The organism is Streptomyces sp. URMC 123, from assembly GCF_051386515.1.
Lineage (GTDB): Bacteria > Actinomycetota > Actinomycetes > Streptomycetales > Streptomycetaceae > Streptomyces.
Map to the genome: position 1 here is coordinate 1 of NZ_JBPQTV010000080.1, position 22,938 is coordinate 22,938.

The window sequence follows — 22,938 nt, forward strand, 5'->3', positions numbered from 1 at the left end:
CCCCCCCCCCCCCCCCCCCCCCCCCCCCCCCCCCCCCCCCCCCCCCCCCCCCCGGGCCGCTCCCCACCGGGTCACGGTGGGGAGCGGTTGGGTGCCGGATGCTGGGTGATCCCCGAGAGGATTACTTGGTGGTGATGTCGGTCATGAGGTAGTCGCCACGGAAGTTGATCTTCACGTTGCCGACGTCCTTGCCATAACCGCCGTTGATCCGGTAGTTCCACAGCGGGATGGCCGGCATCTTCTGCGCCATGGCCTTCTCCGCCTCCTGGTAGGCCTTCACGGACTCGTCCAGGGTCGCCGCGTTGTCGCCCTTGGCGAACAGCTCGTCGATGCCGGCGTCGGAGAAGCGGCCGCTGTTGGCCTCGGCGCCGGTGCGGTAGAGCTCCCGCATGAAGTTGACGTTCAGCGGGTAGTCGGCGACCCAGCCGCCGCGGTACATCGACTTGACCTTGTTGGCGTCACGCTGGTCCAGGTCGGCCTGGAAGTCCGGCTTGGGGTCGCCCACGCACTCGACGCCGGTGTTCTGGCGGATGCTCTCGCACACCGCGGTGACCCACTCCTTGTGGCCGCCGTCGGCGTTGTACTGGATGGAGAGCTTGTTGCCGGGGACGCCGCCGCCCTCGGCGATGAGCTCCTTCGCCTTCGTGGGGTTGAAGGTGAAGAGGTCGATGCCCAGGTCCTTCTGGTTGCCGACCACACCGGGCGGGGTGAAGCTGGTGGCGGCCTCACGGCTGCCGTTGAGCACCGTCTTGGTGATGGTCGGCCGGTCGATCGCCATCGACAGGCCCTGGACCACCTTGGGGTCGATGCCCTTGAAGGTGTCGCTGTAGTACGCCGGGACGATGGACTGCACGGCCGCGTACGGCTGGTCGAACGCGCGGTCGCCCAGGTCCTTCTTGTACTTGGGCAGGTCCTTCGGGCCGACCTGGCGGATCAGGTCCAGGTTGCCGGAGAGCAGGTCCTGGTAGGCCGCCTCGACGGTGGCGTAGTTCTTGAACTGGATGCCCTTGTTCTTGGGCTTGTCCTCACCCTTGTAGTCGCCGAACGCCTCGACCTGGATGAGCTTCTTGTGGTCCCACTTCTGGAACTTGTACGGGCCGTTGCCGACCGGCTTCTCGCCGAACGCCTTGGGGTTCTCGTAGAACGCCTTCGGCAGCGGGGCCCAGGTGGTGTAGCCCAGCTTGTACTCGAAGTACGGGACGGGCTTGGAGAGTTCGATGGTGAAGGTCAGCTCGTCGACGACCTTCAGACCGGACATCGTGTCCGCGGTGGGCTGCTTGCCCTTCTCCGGGTGGACGTCCTCGTAGCCCTTGATGTCGTTGAACCAGAGGCTGTTCTTCTGGTTGTTCTTGATGTGGGCGCCCCAGTTCCAGGCGTCCACGTACGACTGGGCGGTGACCTTCTCGCCGTTGTGGAACGTCCAGCCCGGCTTGAGCTTGACCGTCCACGTCTTCGAGTCCTCGGTCTTGATGGACTCGGCGTTGGTGTAGACGATCTTGCTCTTGTCGTCGAACTCCACCAGCTGGGTGAAGAGCGCGTCGACGACGTAGTGGCCGAGGGTCTCGTTGGTGTCGGCGGGCATCAGGGGGTTCTGCGGCTCCCCGATGTCCACGGAGACATAGCCCTCGGGCTTGCCCGAACCGGAGTTGCTCTTTCCACTGCCGCCACAGGCGGTCGCGGCCAAGGCCACGACTATCGCCCCCGCGACCCACTTGGCGCTCTGGGCACCGCGCATGGGTATGCCTCCTCAGGAGTCCACTGTCCGAATGGAAGGGCGCCGGTCGCGCACTGACACCCCTGACAGCGACGACCAGCACCCCGTGCTCGTGAGTCGGCGCTCCCCAACCGCGCGTGACCCATTGACCCGAGCTCAATGGACCCCACTATTGAGCACACCAGCCCCATAAACCACACGTAAGGGATCTCGGTTTGGTCACATCAATCGCAACCCGGCGTTCGAAATCCGGACAAAAAGAGTCCATACAGACACGCACGAAACGGACTGTTAACACCACATCCGGAGGGCGCTCACCGGTATCCGGACGTCCGACTGGTGAAAGGCAGTTGACAAACAACCCCCCGAGAACAAGATCCCACAACGACGGCCCGGCACCCTCACGAGGGGGTGCCGGGCCGTTGAGTTGACGGAGCGTCCGCCGCGGGACGGCCGGGCCGCCGCGGCGGCTCGGCCGCTCGGCGGAGCGTCCGCCGCTGCGGGTCAGCCGCGCTCGGCGGAGCGTCCGCCGCTGCGGGTCAGCCGCGCTCGGCGGAGCGTCCCGCCGCCGCGGGTCAGCCGCGCTCCGCGGGTCAGCCGTTCTTGGCGCGCGAGGCGGCGCGGGCGCGCTCGCGCTGGTCCAGGTTCACCTTGCGGATGCGGACGGCCTCCGGGGTCACCTCGACGCACTCGTCGTCGCGGCAGAACTCCAGCGACTGCTCCAGCGAGAGCTTCCGCGGCGGGACGATCGCCTCGAACGAGTCGGCCGAGGACGACCGCATGTTGGTGAGCTTCTTCTCCTTGGTGATGTTGACGTCCATGTCGTCGGAGCGGGAGTTCTCGCCGACGATCATGCCCTCGTACACCTCGGTGCCCGGCTCCACGAAGAGCACGCCGCGCTCCTGGAGGTTCGTCATCGCGAAGGCGGTGACGGCACCCGAGCGGTCGGCGACCAGCGAGCCGTTGTTACGGGTCTGGAGCGTGCCGAACCACGGCTCGTGGCCCTCGTGGATCGAGTGGGCGATGCCCGTGCCGCGGGTCTGCGTCAGGAACTCCGTACGGAAGCCGATGAGGCCGCGGGACGGCACGACGAACTCCATGCGCACCCAGCCGGAGCCGTGGTTGGACATGTTGTCCATCCGGCCCTTGCGGACGCCCATGAGCTGCGTGACGGCGCCCATGTGCTCCTCGGGCACGTCGATGGTCATGCGCTCGACCGGCTCGTGGACCTTGCCGTCGATCTCCTTGGTGACCACCTGCGGCTTGCCGATGGTCAGCTCGAAGCCCTCACGGCGCATCTGCTCGACCAGGATGGCCAGCGCCAGCTCACCGCGGCCCTGCACCTCCCAGGCGTCGGGGCGCTCGGTGTCCAGGACGCGCAGCGAGACGTTGCCGATCAGCTCGCGGTCCAGGCGGTCCTTGACCTGGCGGGCGGTGACCTTGCGGTCCTTGACGGCCGCCTTGTTGTCCGCGCCCTTGCCGGTGGCGCCCCGGCCGACCAGCGGCGAGGTGTTCGTGCCGATGACCATGGAGATCGCCGGCTCGTCGACCGTGATCAGCGGCAGCGCGATCGGGTTCTCCGGGTCGGCCAGCGTCTCACCGATCATGATGTCCGGGATACCGGCGACGGCGCAGATGTCACCGGGGCCCGCCACCTCGGCCGGCTTGCGGGTGAGCGCCTCGGTCATCATCAGCTCGCTGATGCGGACGTTGGCGATGGTGCCGTCACGCTTGATCCACGCGACCGTCTGGCCCTTGCGCAGCTCGCCCTGCTCGACGCGGACCAGCGCGATACGGCCGAGGAAGTTGTCGGCGTCCAGGTTGGTGACGTGCGCCTGGAGGGGGGCCTCCTCGTCGTACACCGGGGCCGGGATGTGCTCCAGGATGGTGGAGAAGAACGGCTCCAGGTTGGTGGAGTCGGCGGGGACGGTGCCGTCCTCCGGCTTGGTCAGCGAGGCGATGCCGTCACGGCCGCACGCGTAGACGATCGGGAACTCGATCTGCTCCTCGTCCGCGTCCAGGTCCAGGAAGAGGTCGTAGGTCTCGTTGACGACCTCGTCGATCCGGGAGTCCGGGCGGTCCGTCTTGTTGATGCAGAGGATGACCGGCATCCGGCGCTGCAGGGCCTTGCGGAGCACGAAGCGGGTCTGCGGCAGCGGGCCCTCGGAGGCGTCCACCAGCAGCACCACGCCGTCGACCATCGACAGACCGCGCTCGACCTCGCCACCGAAGTCGGCGTGGCCGGGGGTGTCGATGATGTTGATGGTGATCGGGGCCCCGCCGTCCTTGGGGTGGTACTTCACCGCCGTGTTCTTGGCGAGGATCGTGATGCCCTTCTCACGCTCCAGGTCGTTCGAGTCCATCATGCGGTCGTCGACCGAGTCGAGCTGGTGGGCGGCGAAGGCCCCCGCCTGCTTGAGCATGGCGTCGACGATGGTCGTCTTGCCGTGGTCGACGTGGGCGACGATGGCGACGTTACGGATGTCGTGGCGCGTGGGCATGGGTGGCTGGCGCTTCTCTCGGATCGTGGGATCAGGCGTCTGGAGTGGGTCTGCGGTCCTCGTACGCCCGCCGGGCGGAGGGCGCCCTGGCTGAGTCCCATGGTACGTGTGCGCGGCAAACGGGGCTTCCCGAGTCCCCGGGGCGGCTCTCCCCCGGCCGCCTCCGGAGCCCCGGGGCGGCTCCCCGGGGCCGCCCCGGAACCGCCCCGGAGCGGCCCGGGGCCCCGGGCCGGGCCCGGCCGCGCGTGCCGTCAGCGGCGGAAGCCGATGTCCTGGTAGCGCGGGGTCGCGAAGCCGAAGGCGCCGGCGTTCACCAGCTCGTTCCTGACCGCCACCAGCTGCGGCCGCTGATAGAGGGGAAGAGAGCCGGCCGCGGCCCAGATCCGGGCGTCCGCGCGGTCCACCAGCTCCCGCGACGCCCCGCCGTCCAGCTCGGAGACGGCCTGGTCGAAGAGCTGGTCGATCTGGTCGGTGCCCACCCGGGTGTAGTTCTGCTCCACGGTGAGGGAGCCGTCGGGCGCGGGCTGCGGCTTGGCGAAGACCGGGCGGGCGTCCGTGGCGGGGTAGGCGGTGGCCGGCCAGGAGTAGAGGGCCAGGTCGTAGTCGCCGGCGGCGATGTGGTCCTTGAAGTAGCTCTCGTCCTTGACCCGCACGATCTCCGTGTGGATGCCGATGGTCTCCAGCATCCGGCCGATCCGGTCGCCGACGGCCCGCAGCCGCTCCGAGCCGGGGGCGGACGGCAGCACGAAGCGCAGACTCAGCGGCTTGCCGTCCTTCCTGACCGTCCGGGCGTCGACCCGCGCGGCCTGCGGCCGGCCCGGCCGGTCGCCGTGCTCCGGGCCGTGGCCCGCCACGCCCGCCCGGGCGCCGGCCGCCCCGCCGGGCCGCCATCCCGCGTCGGCGAGCAGGGCCTGGGCCGCCTTGCGGTCCTGGTCCCCGAGCGCGGCGCTGTTGTCCCGGTAGCCGGGCTGCCCCGCCATCAGCAGATGGCTGCCCAGGGGCCGGGCCGGCAGCCCCAGCGGCTTGAAGACCTCGTCGGCGATGGCCTGCCGGTCGATGGCGCGGGCGATGGCCCGGCGCACCCGCTCGTCGGCCAGGGGGCCGGAGGCGCCGTTGATGGCCAGCTGGGTGTACGCGGGCTCCAGGGCCTTGCGGACGGTGAAGCGGCGCAGCGCGGTCCGCTCCGCCGACTGCTTCCGGACGGACTCGAGGGCCTTCCGGGCCGCCTCCAGGGTGGCCTTGCGCTCCACCTTGGCCAGGGCCCGGTCGGCGGGGCCGCCGTTGGCCAGCGCCCAGGCCCGCAGGGCGGCCGCCGCGTCGGAGCGGGCGGGGGCGGCCCGCTCGGGGCCCCGGCCGTCCTGGCCGCCCCGGGCGTCGTCCTCACCGTCGGGCGCGCTCGCCCGGCCCCGCGCGTCCTCGGTGGCGGGCTCGGCGCTCCTGGGGGCCGTGCGGCCCGTGGCCCCGGTGCTCGGCCCGGCGCCTGTGCTCGGCCCGGTCCCCGTGCTCGGCCGGGCCTCCGCGCTCGGATCGGTCTCGCCGCTCGCCTCGGGCCGCGCGCTCGGATCGGTCTCCCCGCTCGCCTCGGGCCGCCCGCTCGCTTCCGCCTCCCCGCTCGGCTCCGGCTGCGCCGCACGGTGAATCCGCTCCGCCGTGGCGTGGTCGATCTCCGCCAGGTCGAGGCGGCCGGCCGCCAGGGCCGCCGCCCTCTTCTCCCGCGGCACGGCGCTGAGGACCAGCCGCTCCAGCTTGGCCCGCTCCCCCCACCACCGGGGGTTGCGCTCCAGGGTGAGCGTCTTCTTCCGGGTGTCCCGCTCCTTGACGGAGAACGGCCCCGCGGTCGTTCTCAGCTCCGTACGGGCGCCGTCGTTGAACGCGGCCGGGCTGCCCATGACGCTCTTCGGGTAGAGCGGGGTGAAGAGCGACTGCCAGTCGGCGTACGGCTTGGCGAAGGTGACCCTGACCTCGTACGGGTCCTTGCCGCCCTCGATCCGGTCGATCCGGTCGTAGCCGGCGTTGCGCGCCGTCCAGTACGCGGTGTCCCGGCCCCGCAGCGCCGTCCACTGGGCCTCGAAGTCCTCCCTGCCGATGGCCCGGCCGTCGGTCCAGACGGCCTTCGGGTTGAGCCGGTAGCGCACCACCTGCCGGGGCTCGCGCTCGACGACGTCGGCGGCCACCAGATAGTCGGCGTTGCGCTGCGGGCGGCCCCGGGCGTCCAGGGTGAACAGCGCGGGCAGCACGGCGCCGGCCACCCGGTCGCTGCCGGCGTCCGCGTCCGTCTGGAAGGCGTTGTACGTGGCCGGCAGCGCGTCGACGGCCCAGCGCAGGGTGCCGTTCTCGCGCACCGCGTCCCGAGGGGCGACCGCCAGGTCCTGGGCAGCGGCGGCGGCGCCCTCGTCCTCGTCCCCGCCGCAGCCGGCCAGGGCGGGCAGCGGCAGCAGTACGGCGGTGAGCAGCAGGGCGGCGGCCCGGCGCCGAACCCCCGACCGCGGGCCCGACCCCGTACGCGCACCGCCCGCCGCGCCCTGGACCGGGGCGGCGCTCCGCCCGGCCCCCCGCGGGAGGGGAGACGCTCCGCCGCCGGCGCCGTGGATGGACATGGTGGTACCTCCGGGGGCTCCTGCGGCGCTCATCACATCAATCGCCGAACCGGCACCACTGAAGGCGACGCGCCCGGCCGCGGCACGCCGACACGGCGCGCCGGGCCCGTATGCCACCCGGGCGGAGCAAGCGGACGCGGGTCGGAAGGGCGCGCCGGCCCATGCCCTCGGGCGCACGCCGCACGCCACGCGCCCTCCTCGTGCGCGATCTGCGCACGCGCTCTTCCCAACGCCTCGTGTGACGCGCGACACTCTCCGGGGTCCGGGGGTACTGTCGGGTCCCGTCTCGACGGTCCGGTGCCGGACAGCACCGCCGTACGAGCGTTCGCGATCCCGTCCCCAGCCGCACCCGCGGAGGTGAGGGCCATGTCTTTGAAGGACGATCTGTCGGCCGCCCAGCGCTGTCTGGACGATCTGACCCGCACGGTGGGCCGGCTGGAACAGCAGCTCGGCAACGGGCTGGAGATCCGTCGCGTGCGCGCCGACACCGATCACCTGCGCGAGAGCCTCGCCCTGCTGAGCGAGAGCGCGGGCGGCCCGGGCGCCGGCCCGGCGCGGCACACCACACCGCTCACCGAGATGGTCACCATCCCGGACACCCCCTACAACGCCGCGCTCTGGGCGGACGCCGAGGACGAGGGGCTCGGCGCCCGCGACCGGCGCGCGCCGTAGCGGACCGCCGCCGCCGGGCCGGCGGCCGGTGCCGGTACGCGCCCCCGCGCGCGCCGTCCACCGGTGCCGCGCCCGCGCCCGGCGGCGTCACGCCCCCACCGACGTAGCCCCCACTCCACCCGGAGTCCCTCTTGGCCACTGGCACCGACCCCCGGACGAGCACCGACGACTCCAGTGGCGCGCGCGGCGGGGTGCACGCCCCCGCCCGTGCCGCCATCCCCGCCCGGCATCTGCGCACCGACCGCTGGTGGCTGTCGCCCGCGGCCACCGCCGCCGGGCTGCTCGCCTTCGTCGTGTACTCCACCTGGCGCGCCTTCGCGAACGCCGACTACTACGCCGCCCCGTACGTCTCGCCGTTCTACTCACCGTGCCTGGCGGAGAACTGCGCGCCGATGCGCGGCGGCCCCAACTGGGAGATCTTCGGCAGCTGGTGGGGCCTGTCCCCCGCCCTGCTCATCCTGATCTTCCCGCTGGGCTTCCGGCTGACCTGCTACTACTACCGCAAGGCGTACTACCGCGGCTTCTGGGCGTCGCCCCCCGCCTGCGCGGTGGCCGAGCCGCACGCGAAGTACACCGGCGAGACCCGCTTCCCGCTGATCCTCCAGAACATCCACCGCTACTTCTTCTACGCGGCGATCCCGGTGGCCGGCATCCTCACCTATGACACGGTCCTCGCCTTCCGGGACGAGACCTACGCCTGGGGACACATGGGCCTGGGGACCCTGATCTTCCTGGTCAACATCGTGCTGATCTGGGCGTACACCCTGTCCTGCCACTCCTGCCGGCACATCATCGGCGGCCGGCTCAAGCACTTCTCCCGGCACCCGGTGCGCTACCGGATGTGGGGCTGGGTCTCCAAGCTCAACGAGCGCCACATGCTGCTCGCCTGGACGTCCCTGATCAGCGTGGCGCTCGCCGATCTGTACGTCTATCTGCTGGCGACCGGCGCCTTCGACGACCCGCGGTTCTTCTGAGAGGGATACGGACACCATGACGCAAGTCGACCGGCAGTCGTGGGACGTGGTCGTGGTCGGTGCGGGGGGCGCCGGGCTGCGAGCCGCCATCGAGGCGCGGGAGCAGGGCGCCCGCACCGCCGTCATCTGCAAGTCCCTCTTCGGCAAGGCCCACACGGTGATGGCCGAGGGCGGCATCGCCGCGAGCATGGGGAACGTCAACGAGGGCGACAACTGGAAGGTCCACTTCCGCGACACCATGCGGGGCGGGAAGTTCCTCAACCAGTGGCGGATGGCCGAGCTGCACGCCAAGGAGGCGCCCGAGCGGGTCTGGGAGCTGGAGACCTGGGGCGCGCTCTTCGACCGCACCGCCGACGGGCGGATCTCGCAGCGCAACTTCGGGGGCCATGAGTACCCCCGGCTCGCGCACGTGGGCGACCGCACCGGCCTGGAGCTGATCCGCACCCTCCAGCAGAAGATCGTCGCCCTCCAGCAGGAGGACAAGCGGCAGTTCGGCGACTACGAGGCCCGGCTGAAGATCTTCCAGGAGTGCACGGTCACCCGGGTGCTCACCACCTCCTCCAACGGCGCGGCGGCCGGCTCCGCCCCGGGCCACGGCAAGGTCTGCGGGGTCTTCGGCTACGAGCGCGAGTCGGGCCGCTTCTTCGTCGTCGAGGCGCCGGCGGTGGTGCTGGCCACCGGGGGCATCGGCAAGTCCTTCAAGGTGACCTCCAACTCCTGGGAGTACACCGGCGACGGGCACGCGCTGGCGCTGCTGGCCGGCGCCCGGCTGATCAACATGGAGTTCGTCCAGTTCCACCCGACCGGGATGGTCTGGCCGCCGTCGGTGAAGGGCATCCTGGTCACCGAGTCGGTCCGCGGCGACGGCGGGGTGCTGCGCAACAGCGACGGCAAGCGGTTCATGTTCGACTACATCCCAGATGTCTTCAAGGACAAGTACGCCCAGTCCGAGGAGGAGGGCGACCGCTGGTACGAGGACCCCGACCGCAACCGCCGGCCCCCCGAGCTGCTGCCCCGCGACGAGGTGGCGCGCGCCATCAACGCCGAGGTGAAGGCCGGGCGCGGCTCGCCGCACGGCGGGGTGTTCCTCGACGTCTCCACCCGGATGCCCGCCGAGGTGATCCGGCGCCGGCTGCCGTCCATGCACCACCAGTTCAAGGAGCTGGCGGACGTGGACATCACCGCGGAGCCCATGGAGGTCGGCCCCACCTGCCACTATGTGATGGGCGGGGTGGACGTCGACCCGGACACCACCGCCGCCACCGGGGTGTCCGGCCTCTTCGCCGCCGGTGAGGTGGCCGGCGGCATGCACGGCTCCAACCGGCTCGGCGGCAACTCCCTGTCCGACCTGCTGGTCTTCGGCCGCCGCGCGGGCCTGTACGCGGCCCGGCACGCGGCCGCGCTCTCCGGCGGCGCCCGGCCCGTGCCCGCCGCCCTGGACATCGACGCGGCGGAGGCGGAGGCCCTGCGGCCGTTCAGCGCCGAGGGCTCCCCGGCGGCGGCCGGCCACCCGAACGGCGGGCCCATGGCGCCCCCGTCCGAGAACCCGTACACGCTCCACCAGGAGCTCCAGCAGACGATGAACGACCTCGTGGGCATCATCCGCCGCGGCGAGGAGATGTCGGAGGCGCTGGAGCGGCTGGCCGAGCTGCGGGTACGGGCCCGGCGCGCGGGCGTCGAGGGCCACCGGCAGTTCAACCCGGGCTGGCACCTGGCCATCGACCTGCGGAACATGCTGCTGGTCAGCGAGTGCGTGGCGCGCTCGGCCCTGGAGCGCCGGGAGAGCCGGGGCGGCCACACCCGCGACGACTACCCCGAGATGGACCGGCGCTGGCGCCGGATCAACCTGGTCTGCCGGTTCTCCGACACCACCGGCGGCCCGGCCGGCGGCACCGGTGACCCGGCGCTGGGCCAGATCCGGCTGGAGCGGCGGGAGAGCGACCCCATCCGGCCCGATCTGCTCGATCTCTTCGAGAAGGACGAGCTGGCGAAGTATCTGACGGACGAGGAGCTGAGCCGGTGAGCTCGTACAAGGCCCACTTCAAGGTGTGGCGCGGCGACGCCGAGGGCGGCGGTCTGACCGACTTCCGGGTCGAGGTCAACGAGGGCGAGGTCGTCCTCGACATCGTGCACCGGCTCCAGGCCACCCAGGCGCCCGATCTGGCCGTGCGCTGGAACTGCAAGGCGGGCAAGTGCGGCTCGTGCAGCGCGGAGATCAACGGCCGGCCGCGGCTGATGTGCATGACCCGGATGTCGGTCTTCGACCGCGACGAGACGATCACCATCACCCCGATGCGGGCCTTCCCCGTGGTGCGGGACCTGGTCACCGATGTGGGGTTCAACTACGACAAGGCGCGCGAGGTGCCGGCGTTCGTGCCGCCGCCGGGGCTGGGCCCGGGCGAGTACCGGATGCGGCAGGAGGACGTGGGGCGCTCGCAGGAGTTCCGCAAGTGCATCGAGTGCTTCCTGTGCCAGGACACCTGCCATGTGGTGCGCGACCACGAGGAGAACAAGGCGGCCTTCGCCGGTCCCCGCTTTCTGATGCGGGTCGCGGAGCTCGACATGCACCCGCTGGACGCGGCGGCCGGGGCGGGCATCGACCGCAAGCGCTCCGCGCAGGAGGAGCACGGGCTGGGGTACTGCAACATCACCAAGTGCTGCACGGAGGTGTGCCCGGAGCACATCAAGATCACGGACAATGCGCTGATCCCGCTCAAGGAGCGGGCGGTGGACCGCAAGTACGACCCGCTGGTGTGGCTGGGCAACACGATTCGCCGGCGGCGCGGATAGCGGTCGGTGCGGGGAGCGGCCGGTGCGGGGAGCGGTCAGTAGAGGCTGAGCAGGGCCTCCACCGGGTCGGGTCCGGTCGCCTCGCCCTCCGGGACGGCCAGCTCGAACCAGACCGTCTTGCCGTGCGGGGTACGCCGGCTGCCCCAGGCCGAGCTGAGCAACCCGACGAGCTGCAGGCCGCGGCCGCCCTCGTCGGTGTCCCGGGCGCGCCGCCGCCGCGGCTGGACGTAGCCGCCGTCCCACACCTCGCAGACGAGGGTGCGGTCGAGCAGCAGCCGCAGCCGGATCTCCCCCTCGCCGTAGCGCAGGGCGTTGGTCACCAGCTCGCTGACCAGCAGCTCGGTGGTGTCCACCAGGGCGTCCAGCCCCCAGGTGACGAGCTGGGCGCGGGCCAGCTCCCGGGCGCGCGCGACGGACTGCGGCTCCGGCGGCAGCTTCCAGTCGCCCACGGAGGTGGCGGTCAGGCCCTGGACCCGGGCCATCAGCAAGGCGATGTCGTCCTCGCCGTGGTGGGTGTCGAGGGTGGTCAGCACATGGTCGCAGACGTCCTCGAGCGGCCGGCCGGGATCGGCGAGCGCCGTGCGGAACGCGCTCAGCCCCTCGTCCAGGGGGTGGTCGCGGGACTCGACCAGGCCGTCGGTGTAGAGCGCGAGCAGCGCGCCGTCGGGGAGCTCGACCTCCACCTCCTCGAACGGCTCGCCGCCGACGCCCAGCGGCATGCCCGGCGGCACGTCCAGCATCAGGGCGGACTCGCCCGGCTCCACCAGCACCGGCGGCAGATGGCCGGCGTTGGCGAAGGTGCAGCGCCGGGTGACCGGGTCGTAGACGGCGTAGACGCAGGTGGCGAGGTAGACCTCGGAGAGGTCGGAGGAGCGGTCCGAGCCCCGGGAACCGCAGGTGGGGCCGTGCGCTCCGGGGTGGGCGCCCGCCGGCGCCCCCAGGCCCCGGGCGATCTCGTCCAGGGCGGAGAGCACCTCCGCGGGTTCGAGATCGAGCAGCGCCAGGGTCCGTACGGCGGTGCGCAGCTCGCCCATGGCCACGGCCGCCCGCAGGCCCCGGCCCATGACGTCGCCGACGACCAGGGCGGTGCGGTGGCCCGGGAGCCGGATGACGTCGAACCAGTCGCCGCCGACCTCGGTCGCGGTGTTGCCGGGCAGATAGCGGCAGGCGATGTCGAGCCCGCTGGCCTCGGGGTCCCCCGGGGGCAGCAGGCTGCGCTGGAGGATGAGGGCCCGCTCGTGCTCTCTGCGGTAAAGCCGGGCGTTGTCGATGCAGACGGCGGCGCGCGCCGCCAGTTCGACGGCGATGGCGGTGTCCCGCTCGCCGAAGGGCTCGCTGCCCTTGGTGCGGGAGAACTGCACCAGGCCGACCACGGTGTCGTGCGCCACCATCGGCACGACGAGGGTGGACTGCACCACGGCCCCCAGCTCCGGCCCGTCGTCCCCGTCCTGTCCCGGTACGACATGGGGCTGGGCCGTGCGCAGGGCACCGGCGCAGGGGGAGTTGAACGGGTAGCGGTGCACCGCGCCGACCACGACGGGACCGCCCCGGTCGCCGTCCAGGCAGCAGGAGTCGGCCGGGGCGAGGGGGGCGTCGGAGACGGCGCTGGCGAAGGCGACCCGGCGCAGTTCGCCGCAGCCGTCGCTCAGTCCGGGCGGCGCCTCGTCGCCGGCCAGCAGGCCCTGGTAGAGGTCGACCGAGGCCAGGTCGCAGAAGCGGGGCACGGCCACGTCCAGCAGCTCGCGCGCGGTGGTCTCCAGGTCCAGCGAGTTGCCGATGCGGGCGCCCGCCTCGTTGAGCAGCGCGAGGTTGCGGCGGGCGCTGGCCGCCTCGCGCTCGGCGTTGCGGCGCCGGGTGACATCGGTGGTCAGGCCGGCGACCCCGATGGGCCGGCCGCTGCCGCTGTGCAGCCGGTAGAGGCTCACCGACCAGCGGTGCCGCTCCGGGTCGCCGGGCACGGTGCCGACCAGCTGCATGTCCGTCACCGGCTCACCGGTCCGCAGGACTTGGCGCAGCGCGGCCGTCAGCCGGTCGGCCTCGGGGCGGGCGAGGTAGTCGTGGGGGCCGCGGCCGCGGTGTTCCGCGGCGGGCCGGCCGAAAACGGTGGCGAAGCGCTCGTTGACCCGTAGAATCTTCAGGTCCGTACCAAACAGCAGGAAGCCCAGCGGAGATTGACCGAAAATCGCCTGCGACGCGGCGAGATCGGTCTCGATCGATCGCAGGGCGCGGGCGTCCACGACGATGCACAGCGCCCCGCGCCGGCCGCTCTCGTCCGCCGTCGGCATGACGTAGAGCTGGGCGACGCCCTCCCGGCCGGAGCCGTCGAAGGCGCGATAGGGCACCATCCCGATCCAGTCACGGCCGTCGAGGATCTCCTCGACCTTGCGATGGCCCAGGGTGCGCAGCTCGGGCGGCACGAACGCCTCGACGGGGTCCTTCCCGAGCGCCTGAGCGGCGGGGATGCCCAGGAGTTCGGCGGCGCGCTCGCTCCAGCGGTCGATCCGGCCGTCCGGACCGAGGGAGAACGAGGCCACCCCGATGTAGTCGTACAGCGTTCCGGGCGGGCTGCTCTGCCACACCGGTGCGACGCCGGATTCCTCGGGCGTACCGGCCCTCGCCGCTGGTATTCCGTTCACGCGCCCCGTCCCCTCCAGCTCACTCGTGCCCGGACCGGACTCGCCGAGTATCCAGCACGAACACCACTCGGAACACGGCCTTCACGATCACAGCACGGTTTCAACTATGGACTCGGCTGTCTCGCGGCGTCACCCGTGGCGCGGTTCGTCACGCGACGCCCTCGGCCGTGATCAACACTCCCCCTGTCTCCTAACCGGGCCGTTCCTCCGCTAACCGGGCGAAGGCCACCTCGCTGGGCGGCCACCTCGCGGGTGGTCACCTCGGCCGGCAGGTCACTGGGCGGGCAGGCCCAGCTCGAACCACACCGTCTTGCCCGACGTCCCCGGCCTGGTGCCCCAGCGGTGCGAGGCAGCCGCGACCAATTGCAGTCCCCGGCCCCCTTCGTCGTCCACCGCGGCCATCCGCTCCAGCGGTGGGTCCGGCAGCGGATCGGAGACCTCGACCAGGAGCGAACCCGCGGTGGGCGGTCTCTCCAGCCGTACCCCGATGGGGCCGCTGGCATACCGCAAAGAGTTGGTGACCAGTTCGCTGACCAGCAGAACCGTCACATCGACCACGGTCTGGAGGCCCCACTCGGCCAGGGTGTCGCGCACCAGCGAGCGTGCGGTGCGCACGGCGTCCGGCTGGGCGGGGAAGCTCCATTCGGCGCAGAACGAGCCGTCGCGGCGTACGTCGTCGGCGTACGGCCCGGCGCCGTCATGGAGGACGGTGGGCGGCAGTGCGCCGGCAGCCCCTGTGGTGTCGCTCACGCCAACCACTTCCTGACCATGGCAGGCCCCGCTCGATACCCCTCTGTCCATTTTCAGGGGGATAGTGAGCACATACCCGATATTGGGGGCCTGCTATCGCCTTGGGCGGCGCACGGTTGCACGAAAGGCGTACAAACTCACCCGCACGCCCCCAGGGGTGGGGTGCGGTTGGGGGGCCGGTCGAAGGGCCGGTCGAAGGACCGTTCGGGGCTCAGCCGGTGGTTTCGTCGGCGGGTTCGCCGGTGGCCCCGTCGGCGGGTTCGTCGGAGGCTCCGTCGGCGGTCAGGTGCCGCATGGCCTCGGCGACGGCGGGCCGGTCCTGATCGAGCCAGTCGACGTCGTCCACCTGGCCGGGGGCCAGCCAGCGCAGGTCGTCGTGGTCCTGCAGCGGCCGGGGCTCACCGGAGACCAGCCGGGCGGTCCAGACGTGGAGGACATGGCCGGGGCCGAGCGGCCACTCGCCGGGGATGCGCGTGAGAGGGGCGACCTCGATGCCGAGTTCCTCGCGCAGTTCGCGTACGAGGGCCTCGCCGGAGGTCTCGCCGGGTTCGAGCTTGCCGCCGGGGAGCTCCCAGCGACCGAAGAGCGCGGGCGGCGCGCTGCGCCGGGCCGCGAGCAGCCGCCCCTCGTGGAGGACTGCTCCACCGACCACGATCCGCACCTCGTCCATGCGGGTCAGCTTAGAGCGCGGGCCGACGCGGGCGGGCGCGGGCCCGGGCGGGCCGGTACGGGCCGGCCCGGGCCGCCCGCGGGGGCGCGGCGGCGGGAGGAGCGCGGCGGCCTCAGAGACCCTCGGCCGGCGGGCGCTGGCCGCCCACCCGCTCGACGGTGTAGAGCTGGCGGTGGCCGCGGGCGTCGAGCCGGTCGGCCACCTGTTCCGCCTCCGCGCGGGTCGCATAGCGACCCACGCGGTAGCGATTGCCGTTGTCGTCCTGGCGTATCACGAGCCAGGGCAGGACGATGCCGCCGTCGCTCATCGCCCCACCCCTTCCGCGGCCAGGTGCGCCCGAGCGCACTGCGTTCCGGCGCCTAAGGAAACCGCAATCCGCATATGCCCGAGCGTACGCCCGACCTTTACGCAACGGATACGGCTTTTCACAAAGAGGTCATCAACCGGCCACGCGTTCGAGCCGCTTCGGCCCGTCGGGACGGTCGTCGTCGGAGCCGCCGCCGGCCGCTCCGTCCGCCTCGCCCGCCTCGTCCGCCTCGTCCGCCCGCTGAGCGATCTCCGAGGAGACCTGCTCCAGGGTCGGGTTGCGCCAGGCGCTCCGCACGCCCCAGGCGTAGAACGCGAGGGCGATCAGGGAGACGACCACGATGTCCCAGCCGGGGGCCAGGTAGCCCTGGCCGCCGAACTCCTCGCCGCCCGCCCAGGACACGAAGGCCATGACCAGCAGGTACGTCACCATCCAGGCGCCGGCCTTGAGGTGCGGCTTCAGCTCGGTCCACGGCTTGCGCAGCTCGTACCAGGCCCAGATCGGCAGGCCGATCGCCATGATGAAGATGACCTTGCCGGTGAGCGGCCAGCGGGCCCAGTACATGACCAGCGAGCCGAAGATCATTGCGACCGGCGCGATCACCGGCATGGCGCGCAGCCGGACCGGGCGCGGCAGGTCCGGGGCGATCCGGCGCAGCGACATCACGGCCACCGGGCCGGTGATGTACGAGATGACGGTGGCCACACCGACGATCTCGGCGATGGAGCCCCAGCCGCGGAAGACCGCCAGGAAGGCGAAGGAGACCACGAGGTTGAGCAGCAGCGCGGGCCGCGGCACACCGGTCTTGGGGTCGACCTTGCCGAAGACGCCCGGCAGGTGCCCGTTCTCCTGCACGCCGTGGATCATGCGCGAGGTGGTGGCGGCGTAGATCATGCCGGTGCCGGACGGGGAGACGAAGGCGTCCGCGTAGAGCAGCAGCGCGAGCCAGTTCAGGCCCCAGGCGATGGAGAGGTCGGCGAGCGGCGACTTGTACGCCAGCCCGCTCCAGCCGCCGGCGTCGGTGAGGTCCTGGGCCGGGACGGCCATCAGGAAGGCGACCTGGAGGGCGATGTAGATCACCAGGGCGATCAGGATGGAGCCGATGACCGCCTTGGGCAGGGACTTGCCCGGGTCACGGGCCTCGCCGGCCATGTTGAGCGGCGACTGGAAGCCGTTGAAGGCCCAGACGATGCCCGCGACCGCCACCGCGCTGAAGACGGCGCTCCAGCCGTTCGGGGCGAAGCCGCCGTGGTCGGTAACGTTACTGGTGTCGAAGTGGGCGAAGATCAGCGCGCCCGCGGTGAGCACCGGCACCACGACCTTGAACACGGTGATCGCGTTGTTCGTCTTGGCGAACAGGCTGATCGCGAACCAGTTCAGGAAGAAGTAGAAGACCAGCAGCACGCTGGAGAGCGCCAGGCCGGTGCCGGTGAGCTCCTTGCCGTCGAACAGGCCCCTGGCCCACGCGAAGTCCCACGAGCTCATGTACTGGATGGAGGCGGTCGCCTCGCCGGGTATGACGGAGACGATCGCGATCCAGTTCGCCCACGCGGCCAGGTAGCCGGCGAGCGAGCCGTGCGAGTACTGGCCGTACCGCACCATGCCGCCCGCCTTGGGGAACATCGAGCCGAGCTCGGTGTAGGTGAGGGCGATGGTCAGCGCCACGACGGCGCCGATGACCCAGGCGAGGATCGCGGCGGGACCGGCCAGCGCGGCGGCGCGCTCGGCGCCGAACAGCCAGCCCGATCCGATGATCGACCCGAGACCGACGGCCGTGAGGGCCACCGTGCCCAGGGACCGTCGGTAATTCGAGTGGGAACCCTGTTCCGTACTCAATGCTCCTGGTTCTCCCTTCGCCCCCCACAGCAGGACACAAACCGCGCCATCCTAGGGACGAATTGGAAGATCGTCTTCATTAATACGGCCTTGACCAGGGCTTATGTGAGGTTTGCAACACGGATGACCATCCCAGAAACGGGATGAAGGCTCTCATTTCGGGCAGCGCGCGGCGGGGCGGGAAGGGTGGTTTTCGGCCGGTTCGCAGGGGGGTTCACCGGGGCTCTCGCGGGAGGTCCCGCGGGGGTTCGCAGGGGTGGCCGAGCGGCTCACTCACGCGGCCGGGCGGGCGAGTTCGGCGAGTCACCCATGGCCCGGGAGGGCGCGTCGCGAGGGGTGGCGCCGGGGTGCGTCGGGGCGGTGCGAGGCGCGGGCCGACGGGCCGATCACGGTCACTTGACGGGCAGGTGGTAGGCGACGCGGAAGCGGTCCGCGGGGACGACGACGTCCGCCGTCTCCACGGGGCGCCCGGAGGCGAAGAAGGTGCGGGAGATGACCAGGACCGTGTGCCCCGGCACCCCGCCCAGCGCGAGCACCTCCTCGGCCAGCCCGGGCCGGCCCGAGATCTCCTCGACGACGTTGTCCACGATCACGTCGATCGCCGCCATGCGCTCCACCACGCCGCGCCCGGCCAGCGGCCCCTCCTCGGGCAGCATCACGGGGGTCCGGCCGGTCACGGCCAGCGGCTCCCAGGAGGTGGAGAGCATGACCGCCTCGCCCTCGCTGCGGAAGAGATAGCGGGTGCGCATCACCCGGTCCCCCGGCTCGATGCGCAGCCGCTCGGCGATGGCCGGGGCGGCGGCCTCCTGCTCGCTGCCGGACTCCCAGGTGCCCTTGACGCCCGGGTCGGCCTGTTCCTGCCGGAAGGGCGTCGACTCGCCGGCGGAGCGATAGCCGGTGCGGGCCAGCCGGCGGGGCACGGGCTGCTCGCGGACGTACGTCCCGGAGCCGGACCGGCCCTCCACCAGGCCCTCCGCCATCAGGACCTTGCGCGCCTCCAGCGCGACGGTGTCGGAGACGCCGTACTCCTGGCGGATGCGGGCCTGGGAGGGCAGGCGGGTGTGCGGCGGCAGCGAGCCGTCGACGATCTTCTGCCGCAGGTCACCCGCGACCCGGAGATACGCGGGCTGCTCACCGAATGGCACGTGCCCTCCCAACAGGTTGACAGTCTGCAACAGCGTGGCAACCGTCGGTTGTCGGCCGCAAGCGTGGGCCAGAGAATCACTCGAAGTGGTGATCTTCCTAGCGGCGTGCATGAACGTCGAGAAAGCGCGCCAGAACGGGGCGCGCGATCTGCGTTCCCCAATTGCCCCAGTTGTAGTCGAAGGCATGATCCGCCCAGGGGATCTCGACGTACTCGTGCACGGCGCCCGCGGCACTCAGCCGGGCGGACAGCTCCCTGGCCTGCGCCACCGGCACCAGGCGGTCGTGGCTGCCGTGCAGCAGGAGGGTGGGGGGCACGTCGGCCCGCGCGAGCTGGGCCGGGGAGCCCAGCCGGAAGCGGTCGGACGCGGACTTCAGGGAGCCGCCCATGAAGCGGCGCACCGCGGGGTCGGCGGGGTCGGCGCCGGTGCGGATCAGCCCGGCCATGTCGGTCGGGCCGTACAGGGACACCACGGCCCGTACGGAGGTGTCGCGCGCCCGGCAGCTGGCACGCGGCTGCGGGTCGCGGGCGGTGTACGCCGCGGAGAGGGCGAGGTTGGCGCCGGCGGAGGTGCCCGCCAGTATGATCCGGCCGGGGTCCACGTCGTAGCGGGCGGCGTTGCCGCGCACCCAGCCGATGGCGCACTTCACGTCGCCGATCTGCTGGAGCTGGGTGGCGCGCGGGGCGAGCCGGTAGTCGATGTCGAACACGGCGAAGCCGCGGTCGTTGAGCCACTGGTTCCAGCGGGGGGTCTGGCTGCGGTGGCCGGACTCCCAGCCGCCGCCGTGCACCCAGACGACGGCCGGCCGGCGGGCCCGTGGCCGCTCGCGGGGCAGCCAGACGTCCATCTTCATGCGCCGCTTGTCGATCCGCCCGTAGATCAGCGTCCGGGAGTGGTCGGGGCCCTTCGCGTAGTTGACGCCGGAGAACTGTTCCCGCAGGGAGAGTCCCTCGCCGTGCACCTGCGCGGTCCGCCAGGCGGCGGCGTACGGGGCGAGGCCGCCCAGCAGGGCGGCCAGGGAGGTGGTCAGCGCCACCACCACGGTCCAGCCGGGCCGCCGGCGCCGCCGCCCGGCGACGACGAGGGGCGGCACGGCCAGAAGGAGCCCGAGCAGCGCGGGGCCGGCGAGGGCGGGGGTGCTCCAGCACGTCACCAGGACGGACGCCGCGGCGAGCAGGGGGCGCCGGGGCAGCGGCACGAGGACGAGGACGAGCAGCGCCAGGTGCAGGGCGGCGAGCGTCAGCAGGACGGCGCCGAAGAGCCACCGCCGGACAGCGCGCCATCCCGCCATGCCCGCCTCCTCGCCCGGGACGTCCAGGACTCAGGCATCCAGGCTTTCCCGCGGGGCGGTGCGTCGCCCACCTGTACTGGTCCGATCGGCGCACGCGGGGGCCGGTGGGCTGGCTACGGTGGAGCCATGACCGCGCTGCCCGACTGGATGCGCCCGCCACGCCCGGAAGGCTGGTTCGCGGAGGACCTGGACCGCCTCCCCGAGGCGCCTCGCCACACCGAGCTGATCGATGGAGCGCTCGTCTTCCGGTCGACCCCGCAGCGGTGGTGGCACAGTCACCTCGTCACCATGCTCACCGTCGCGCTCATGGGGCAGGCGCCTACGGGCTTCGCAGTCGAGCGGGAGATGACGATCCGCCTTGATGCCCGCAACCGTCCCGAGCCGGACATCCTGCTGACGGACCTGCCCTACGACCCCGACCGCACCTGGTACGCGCCGGAGGACGTGAAGCTCGTCGTGGAGGCTGTGTCACCCGAGTCCGCCCATCGCGATCGCACAGTAAAACTCCGAAAGTACGCGGAAGCCGGCATCCCGCACTACTGGTGCATCGAGGACGAGGACGGCGCGCCCGTGGTCCATGTCTACGAGCTCGACGAGCCAACCCGCGCCTACGCGCCCGCCGGCAACTTCCGGGGCACCCTCCAGCGCCCGGTGCCGTTCGAGATCAGCCTGGACCTCGACAAGCTCACACCGCCCCGAAGCGGCTGAAAGTCGGCACCGAGTCAGCACGGGAACGCGGAAGGGGGCGGACTCGACAGAGCCCGACCCCTTCCGGCCTGCACGCCTGCCGAATCGACTAGCGCGCCGTAACGAACCGATCACACATTGGAATGGATCGTTCAACGCAGAGCTCCGACCTGCGCAAACACGGTTGCGGATGTGGTTATCCAGCACCTATCCAGCACGGTGAGAGTTCATCCAGCACATCCAGCACCACGCGGCCCGACCAAGGTGGTGTACACATGGCACACCCGGTACGCTTGAGCGCATGACACAGCCGCTGCCCATAGAGTCCATCCGCGACGTGCGCGCACACCTGGCTGAGGTCGTGGAGCGCGCGGATCGCGACGACGTACCCACAGTGATCACGCGCCGAGGCAAGGAAGTCGCCGCCGTCGTCTCCATCGAGGTGCTGCGCAGGTACCAGGAGTGGGAAGAGCGCGAGATCAACCGGATCATCGACGAGCGCATGGCCAACCCGGCCCCCGGCATCCCGATCGAGGACGTCATGAGGGAGACGCTGGCTCGCAGTGAGTGAGTACCGAACCGTCTTCCGGCCCGAGGCTCAGGCCGAGCTTCGGAAGATCCCCCGCGACATGGCGCTGCGCATCCTGGCCAAGCTGACCGAGCTGGAGAGCGACCCCCTCGGCTTCAACACCACCGCGCTCGTGTCACAGCCGGAACGCCGTCGACTGCGAGTCGGCGACTACCGCGTCGTCTACACGATCGACAACGGGGAGCTCGTGGTGTGGGTCGTACACGTCGGGCATCGCTCCACCGTTTACGACACCTGACGTCGACTGATCCGGCGTCAGAACATCCAGCACCGATCCAGCACGGGGAAAAACTAGGGGCCCACCCCCGGAGGAGTGGACCCCTTCTGACCTGCACGTTTGTCAGATCAGCGACGTGGTGGTATGTCACCCGCTACACATTGAAGCGGAACTCGACGACGTCGCCGTCCTGCATGACGTAGTCCTTGCCCTCCATGCGGGCCTTGCCCTTCGCGCGGGCTTCCGGGATGGAGCCGCACTCGACCAGGTCGTCGAAGGAGACGATCTCGGCCTTGATGAAGCCCTTCTGGAAGTCGGTGTGGATCACACCGGCGGCCTCCGGGGCCGTCGCGCCCTTCTTGATCGTCCAGGCGCGGGCCTCCTTGGGGCCGGCCGTGAGGTACGTCTGGAGGCCCAGGGTCTCGAAGCCGACGCGGGCGAGGGTGGCCAGGCCCGGCTCGGTCTGGCCGACGGACTGGAGGAGCTCAAGGGCCTCCTCGTCGTCCAGCTCGGCGAGGTCCGCCTCCAGCTTGGCGTTGAGGAAGATCGCCTCGGCGGGGGCGACCAGGGCGCGCTGCTCGTCCTTGAAGCCCTCATCCGTCAGCTCGTCCTCGTCGACGTTGAAGACGTAGAGGAACGGCTTGGTCGTGAGCAGGTGCAGGTCGTGCAGCAGCTCGGCCCGCTCGCCGCCCTGGACGATGCCGGCGGAGAAGAGCGTCGTGCCCTCCTCCAGGATCGCCTTGGCCTCCTCGACCGCCTTGACCTTGACGACCTTGTCCTTCTGGATGCGCGACTCCTTGACCAGGCGCGGCAGCACCTTCTCGATGGTCTGGAGGTCGGCGAGGATCAGCTCGGTGTTGATCGTCTCGATGTCGTCCTTGGGCGAGACCTTGCCGTCGACGTGGACGACGTTCTCGTCCTTAAAGGCCCGGATGACCTGGCAGATCGCGTCGGACTCCCGGATGTTCGCCAGGAACTTGTTGCCCAGACCCTCGCCCTCGGACGCGCCCCGGACGATGCCGGCGATGTCGACGAAGTCCACCGTGGCCGGGAGCGTCCGCTGCGAGGCGAAGACCTCGGCCAGCTTGTGCAGCCGCGGGTCGGGGACGCCGACCACACCGACGTTCGGCTCGATGGTGGCGAAGGGGTAGTTGGCCGCCAGGACGTCGTTCTTGGTCAGGGCGTTGAACAAGGTCGACTTGCCGACATTCGGCAGACCGACGATTCCGATCGTGAGCGACACGTGGCGACTTCCCGTTACGAGGATGATCAATGGGACCTGCCCCGGGCGGGGCCGGTCCCCCAGTCTACGGGGCCCCGTGCCGGGCCCCTCCCGTACGGACTATCGGGCGAACACACCACCAAGCTGACCCCTCCGGCGTGTCCATCGCCGCTTTCCCCGCGCACCGGCGCCTACGTTGGTGCCGTGGAGCAACCGAGCACCCATCTGCCCCCGCGCGAGCCGCGCCGGTCCGCCCCGCTCCCCCGGCCGACCCGGGGCGCGGACCACGGAGCCGGCGCCCGCCGGGCCGGTCCGGGGCGCCCGTACGCCCCCGGGCCTG

At 71.5% G+C, this 22,938-nt stretch carries 18 protein-coding genes; 7 read left to right on the forward strand and 11 right to left on the reverse strand.

Features of this window, described 5'->3' with window-relative positions; genetic code table 11:
* Positions 1-121: 121 nt before the first annotated feature.
* The 3 genes from ACSNOD_RS12465 to ACSNOD_RS12475 form a co-directional block, all read right to left on the reverse strand.
* Complete coding sequence (locus ACSNOD_RS12465) at positions 122-1,735, reverse strand: peptide ABC transporter substrate-binding protein (protein WP_436766935.1); 1,614 nt, start codon at positions 1,733-1,735, stop codon at positions 122-124.
* 572 nt (positions 1,736-2,307) lie between these two features.
* Positions 2,308-4,215 (reverse strand): translational GTPase TypA, encoded by a 1,908-nt coding sequence (gene typA, locus ACSNOD_RS12470; protein WP_436766936.1) that lies wholly within the window; start codon positions 4,213-4,215, stop codon positions 2,308-2,310.
* Between the two features lie 251 nt (positions 4,216-4,466).
* Complete coding sequence (locus ACSNOD_RS12475) at positions 4,467-6,812, reverse strand: ABC transporter substrate-binding protein (protein ID WP_436766937.1); 2,346 nt, start codon at positions 6,810-6,812, stop codon at positions 4,467-4,469.
* Between the two features lie 366 nt (positions 6,813-7,178).
* Between ACSNOD_RS12475 and ACSNOD_RS12480 the strand changes: the two genes are divergently transcribed.
* The 4 genes from ACSNOD_RS12480 to ACSNOD_RS12495 all read left to right on the forward strand — a co-directional run bounded on the left by ACSNOD_RS12480 (position 7,179) and on the right by ACSNOD_RS12495 (position 11,248).
* Positions 7,179-7,484: a hypothetical protein gene (locus ACSNOD_RS12480; RefSeq protein ID WP_436766938.1), complete on the forward strand. Its 306-nt coding sequence runs from the start codon at positions 7,179-7,181 to the stop codon at positions 7,482-7,484.
* A 131-nt stretch (positions 7,485-7,615) separates the two neighbouring features.
* Positions 7,616-8,458 (forward strand): hypothetical protein, encoded by an 843-nt coding sequence (locus ACSNOD_RS12485; protein ID WP_436766939.1) that lies wholly within the window; start codon positions 7,616-7,618, stop codon positions 8,456-8,458.
* Between the two features lie 16 nt (positions 8,459-8,474).
* Positions 8,475-10,481, forward strand: coding sequence for a fumarate reductase/succinate dehydrogenase flavoprotein subunit (locus tag ACSNOD_RS12490; RefSeq protein WP_436766940.1), 2,007 nt, complete (start codon positions 8,475-8,477; stop codon positions 10,479-10,481).
* Entirely contained in the window at positions 10,478-11,248 is a 771-nt protein-coding gene (locus ACSNOD_RS12495; RefSeq protein WP_436766941.1) for a succinate dehydrogenase/fumarate reductase iron-sulfur subunit, read from the forward strand. Before ACSNOD_RS12490 ends, ACSNOD_RS12495 begins: the two co-directional genes overlap by 4 nt.
* 35 nt (positions 11,249-11,283) lie before the next feature.
* On the opposite strand, the gene ACSNOD_RS12500 is transcribed toward ACSNOD_RS12495, so the two are convergent.
* The 7 genes from ACSNOD_RS12500 to ACSNOD_RS12530 form a co-directional block, all read right to left on the reverse strand.
* Positions 11,284-13,884: a SpoIIE family protein phosphatase gene (locus ACSNOD_RS12500; RefSeq protein ID WP_436766942.1), complete on the reverse strand. Its 2,601-nt coding sequence runs from the start codon at positions 13,882-13,884 to the stop codon at positions 11,284-11,286.
* A 273-nt stretch (positions 13,885-14,157) separates the two neighbouring features.
* Entirely contained in the window at positions 14,158-14,643 is a 486-nt protein-coding gene (locus tag ACSNOD_RS12505) for an ATP-binding protein (protein ID WP_436766943.1), read from the reverse strand.
* A 202-nt stretch (positions 14,644-14,845) separates the two neighbouring features.
* Complete coding sequence (locus ACSNOD_RS12510) at positions 14,846-15,304, reverse strand: (deoxy)nucleoside triphosphate pyrophosphohydrolase (protein ID WP_436766944.1); 459 nt, start codon at positions 15,302-15,304, stop codon at positions 14,846-14,848.
* Between the two features lie 112 nt (positions 15,305-15,416).
* Positions 15,417-15,611 carry an SPOR domain-containing protein gene (locus ACSNOD_RS12515; protein WP_436766945.1) on the reverse strand — a complete coding sequence of 65 codons (195 nt, stop codon included), beginning with the start codon at positions 15,609-15,611 and terminating at the stop codon, positions 15,417-15,419.
* Positions 15,612-15,743: 132 nt separating this feature from the next.
* On the reverse strand, positions 15,744-17,447 hold the full coding sequence (locus ACSNOD_RS12520; RefSeq protein ID WP_436766946.1) for an APC family permease: 1,704 nt from the start codon (positions 17,445-17,447) through the stop codon (positions 15,744-15,746).
* 392 nt (positions 17,448-17,839) lie between these two features.
* Positions 17,840-18,592, reverse strand: a complete 753-nt coding sequence (locus tag ACSNOD_RS12525) for a GntR family transcriptional regulator (RefSeq protein WP_436766947.1) — start codon at positions 18,590-18,592, stop codon at positions 17,840-17,842.
* A gap of 97 nt (positions 18,593-18,689) precedes the next feature.
* Positions 18,690-19,883, reverse strand: a complete 1,194-nt coding sequence (locus ACSNOD_RS12530) for an alpha/beta hydrolase fold domain-containing protein (RefSeq protein ID WP_436766948.1) — start codon at positions 19,881-19,883, stop codon at positions 18,690-18,692.
* A gap of 126 nt (positions 19,884-20,009) precedes the next feature.
* Between ACSNOD_RS12530 and ACSNOD_RS12535 the strand changes: the two genes are divergently transcribed.
* The 3 genes from ACSNOD_RS12535 to ACSNOD_RS12545 all read left to right on the forward strand — a co-directional run bounded on the left by ACSNOD_RS12535 (position 20,010) and on the right by ACSNOD_RS12545 (position 21,397).
* Positions 20,010-20,591, forward strand: coding sequence for a Uma2 family endonuclease (locus tag ACSNOD_RS12535; protein WP_436766949.1), 582 nt, complete (start codon positions 20,010-20,012; stop codon positions 20,589-20,591).
* 280 nt (positions 20,592-20,871) lie between these two features.
* Positions 20,872-21,141 carry a type II toxin-antitoxin system Phd/YefM family antitoxin gene (locus ACSNOD_RS12540; RefSeq protein WP_436766950.1) on the forward strand — a complete coding sequence of 90 codons (270 nt, stop codon included), beginning with the start codon at positions 20,872-20,874 and terminating at the stop codon, positions 21,139-21,141.
* Complete coding sequence (locus ACSNOD_RS12545) at positions 21,134-21,397, forward strand: type II toxin-antitoxin system RelE family toxin (protein ID WP_093677539.1); 264 nt, start codon at positions 21,134-21,136, stop codon at positions 21,395-21,397. Before ACSNOD_RS12540 ends, ACSNOD_RS12545 begins: the two co-directional genes overlap by 8 nt.
* 133 nt (positions 21,398-21,530) lie before the next feature.
* Here the strand turns inward: ACSNOD_RS12545 and ychF are convergent, their stop codons facing one another.
* On the reverse strand, positions 21,531-22,619 hold the full coding sequence (ychF, locus tag ACSNOD_RS12550) for a redox-regulated ATPase YchF (RefSeq protein WP_436766951.1): 1,089 nt from the start codon (positions 22,617-22,619) through the stop codon (positions 21,531-21,533).
* Positions 22,620-22,938: the final 319 nt, after the last annotated feature.

Coding starts and splice junctions, on each gene's coding strand:
- ACSNOD_RS12480 (WP_436766938.1), top strand. CDS start 7,179: ATGTCTTTGAAGGACGATCTGTCGGCCGCCCAGCGCTGTCTGGACGAT.
- ACSNOD_RS12465 (WP_436766935.1), bottom strand. CDS start 1,735: ATGCGCGGTGCCCAGAGCGCCAAGTGGGTCGCGGGGGCGATAGTCGTG.
- ACSNOD_RS12490 (WP_436766940.1), top strand. CDS start 8,475: ATGACGCAAGTCGACCGGCAGTCGTGGGACGTGGTCGTGGTCGGTGCG.
- ACSNOD_RS12540 (WP_436766950.1), top strand. CDS start 20,872: ATGACACAGCCGCTGCCCATAGAGTCCATCCGCGACGTGCGCGCACAC.
- ACSNOD_RS12510 (WP_436766944.1), bottom strand. CDS start 15,304: ATGGACGAGGTGCGGATCGTGGTCGGTGGAGCAGTCCTCCACGAGGGG.
- ACSNOD_RS12535 (WP_436766949.1), top strand. CDS start 20,010: ATGACCGCGCTGCCCGACTGGATGCGCCCGCCACGCCCGGAAGGCTGG.
- ACSNOD_RS12515 (WP_436766945.1), bottom strand. CDS start 15,611: ATGAGCGACGGCGGCATCGTCCTGCCCTGGCTCGTGATACGCCAGGAC.
- ACSNOD_RS12530 (WP_436766948.1), bottom strand. CDS start 19,883: ATGGCGGGATGGCGCGCTGTCCGGCGGTGGCTCTTCGGCGCCGTCCTG.
- typA (WP_436766936.1), bottom strand. CDS start 4,215: ATGCCCACGCGCCACGACATCCGTAACGTCGCCATCGTCGCCCACGTC.
- ACSNOD_RS12475 (WP_436766937.1), bottom strand. CDS start 6,812: ATGTCCATCCACGGCGCCGGCGGCGGAGCGTCTCCCCTCCCGCGGGGG.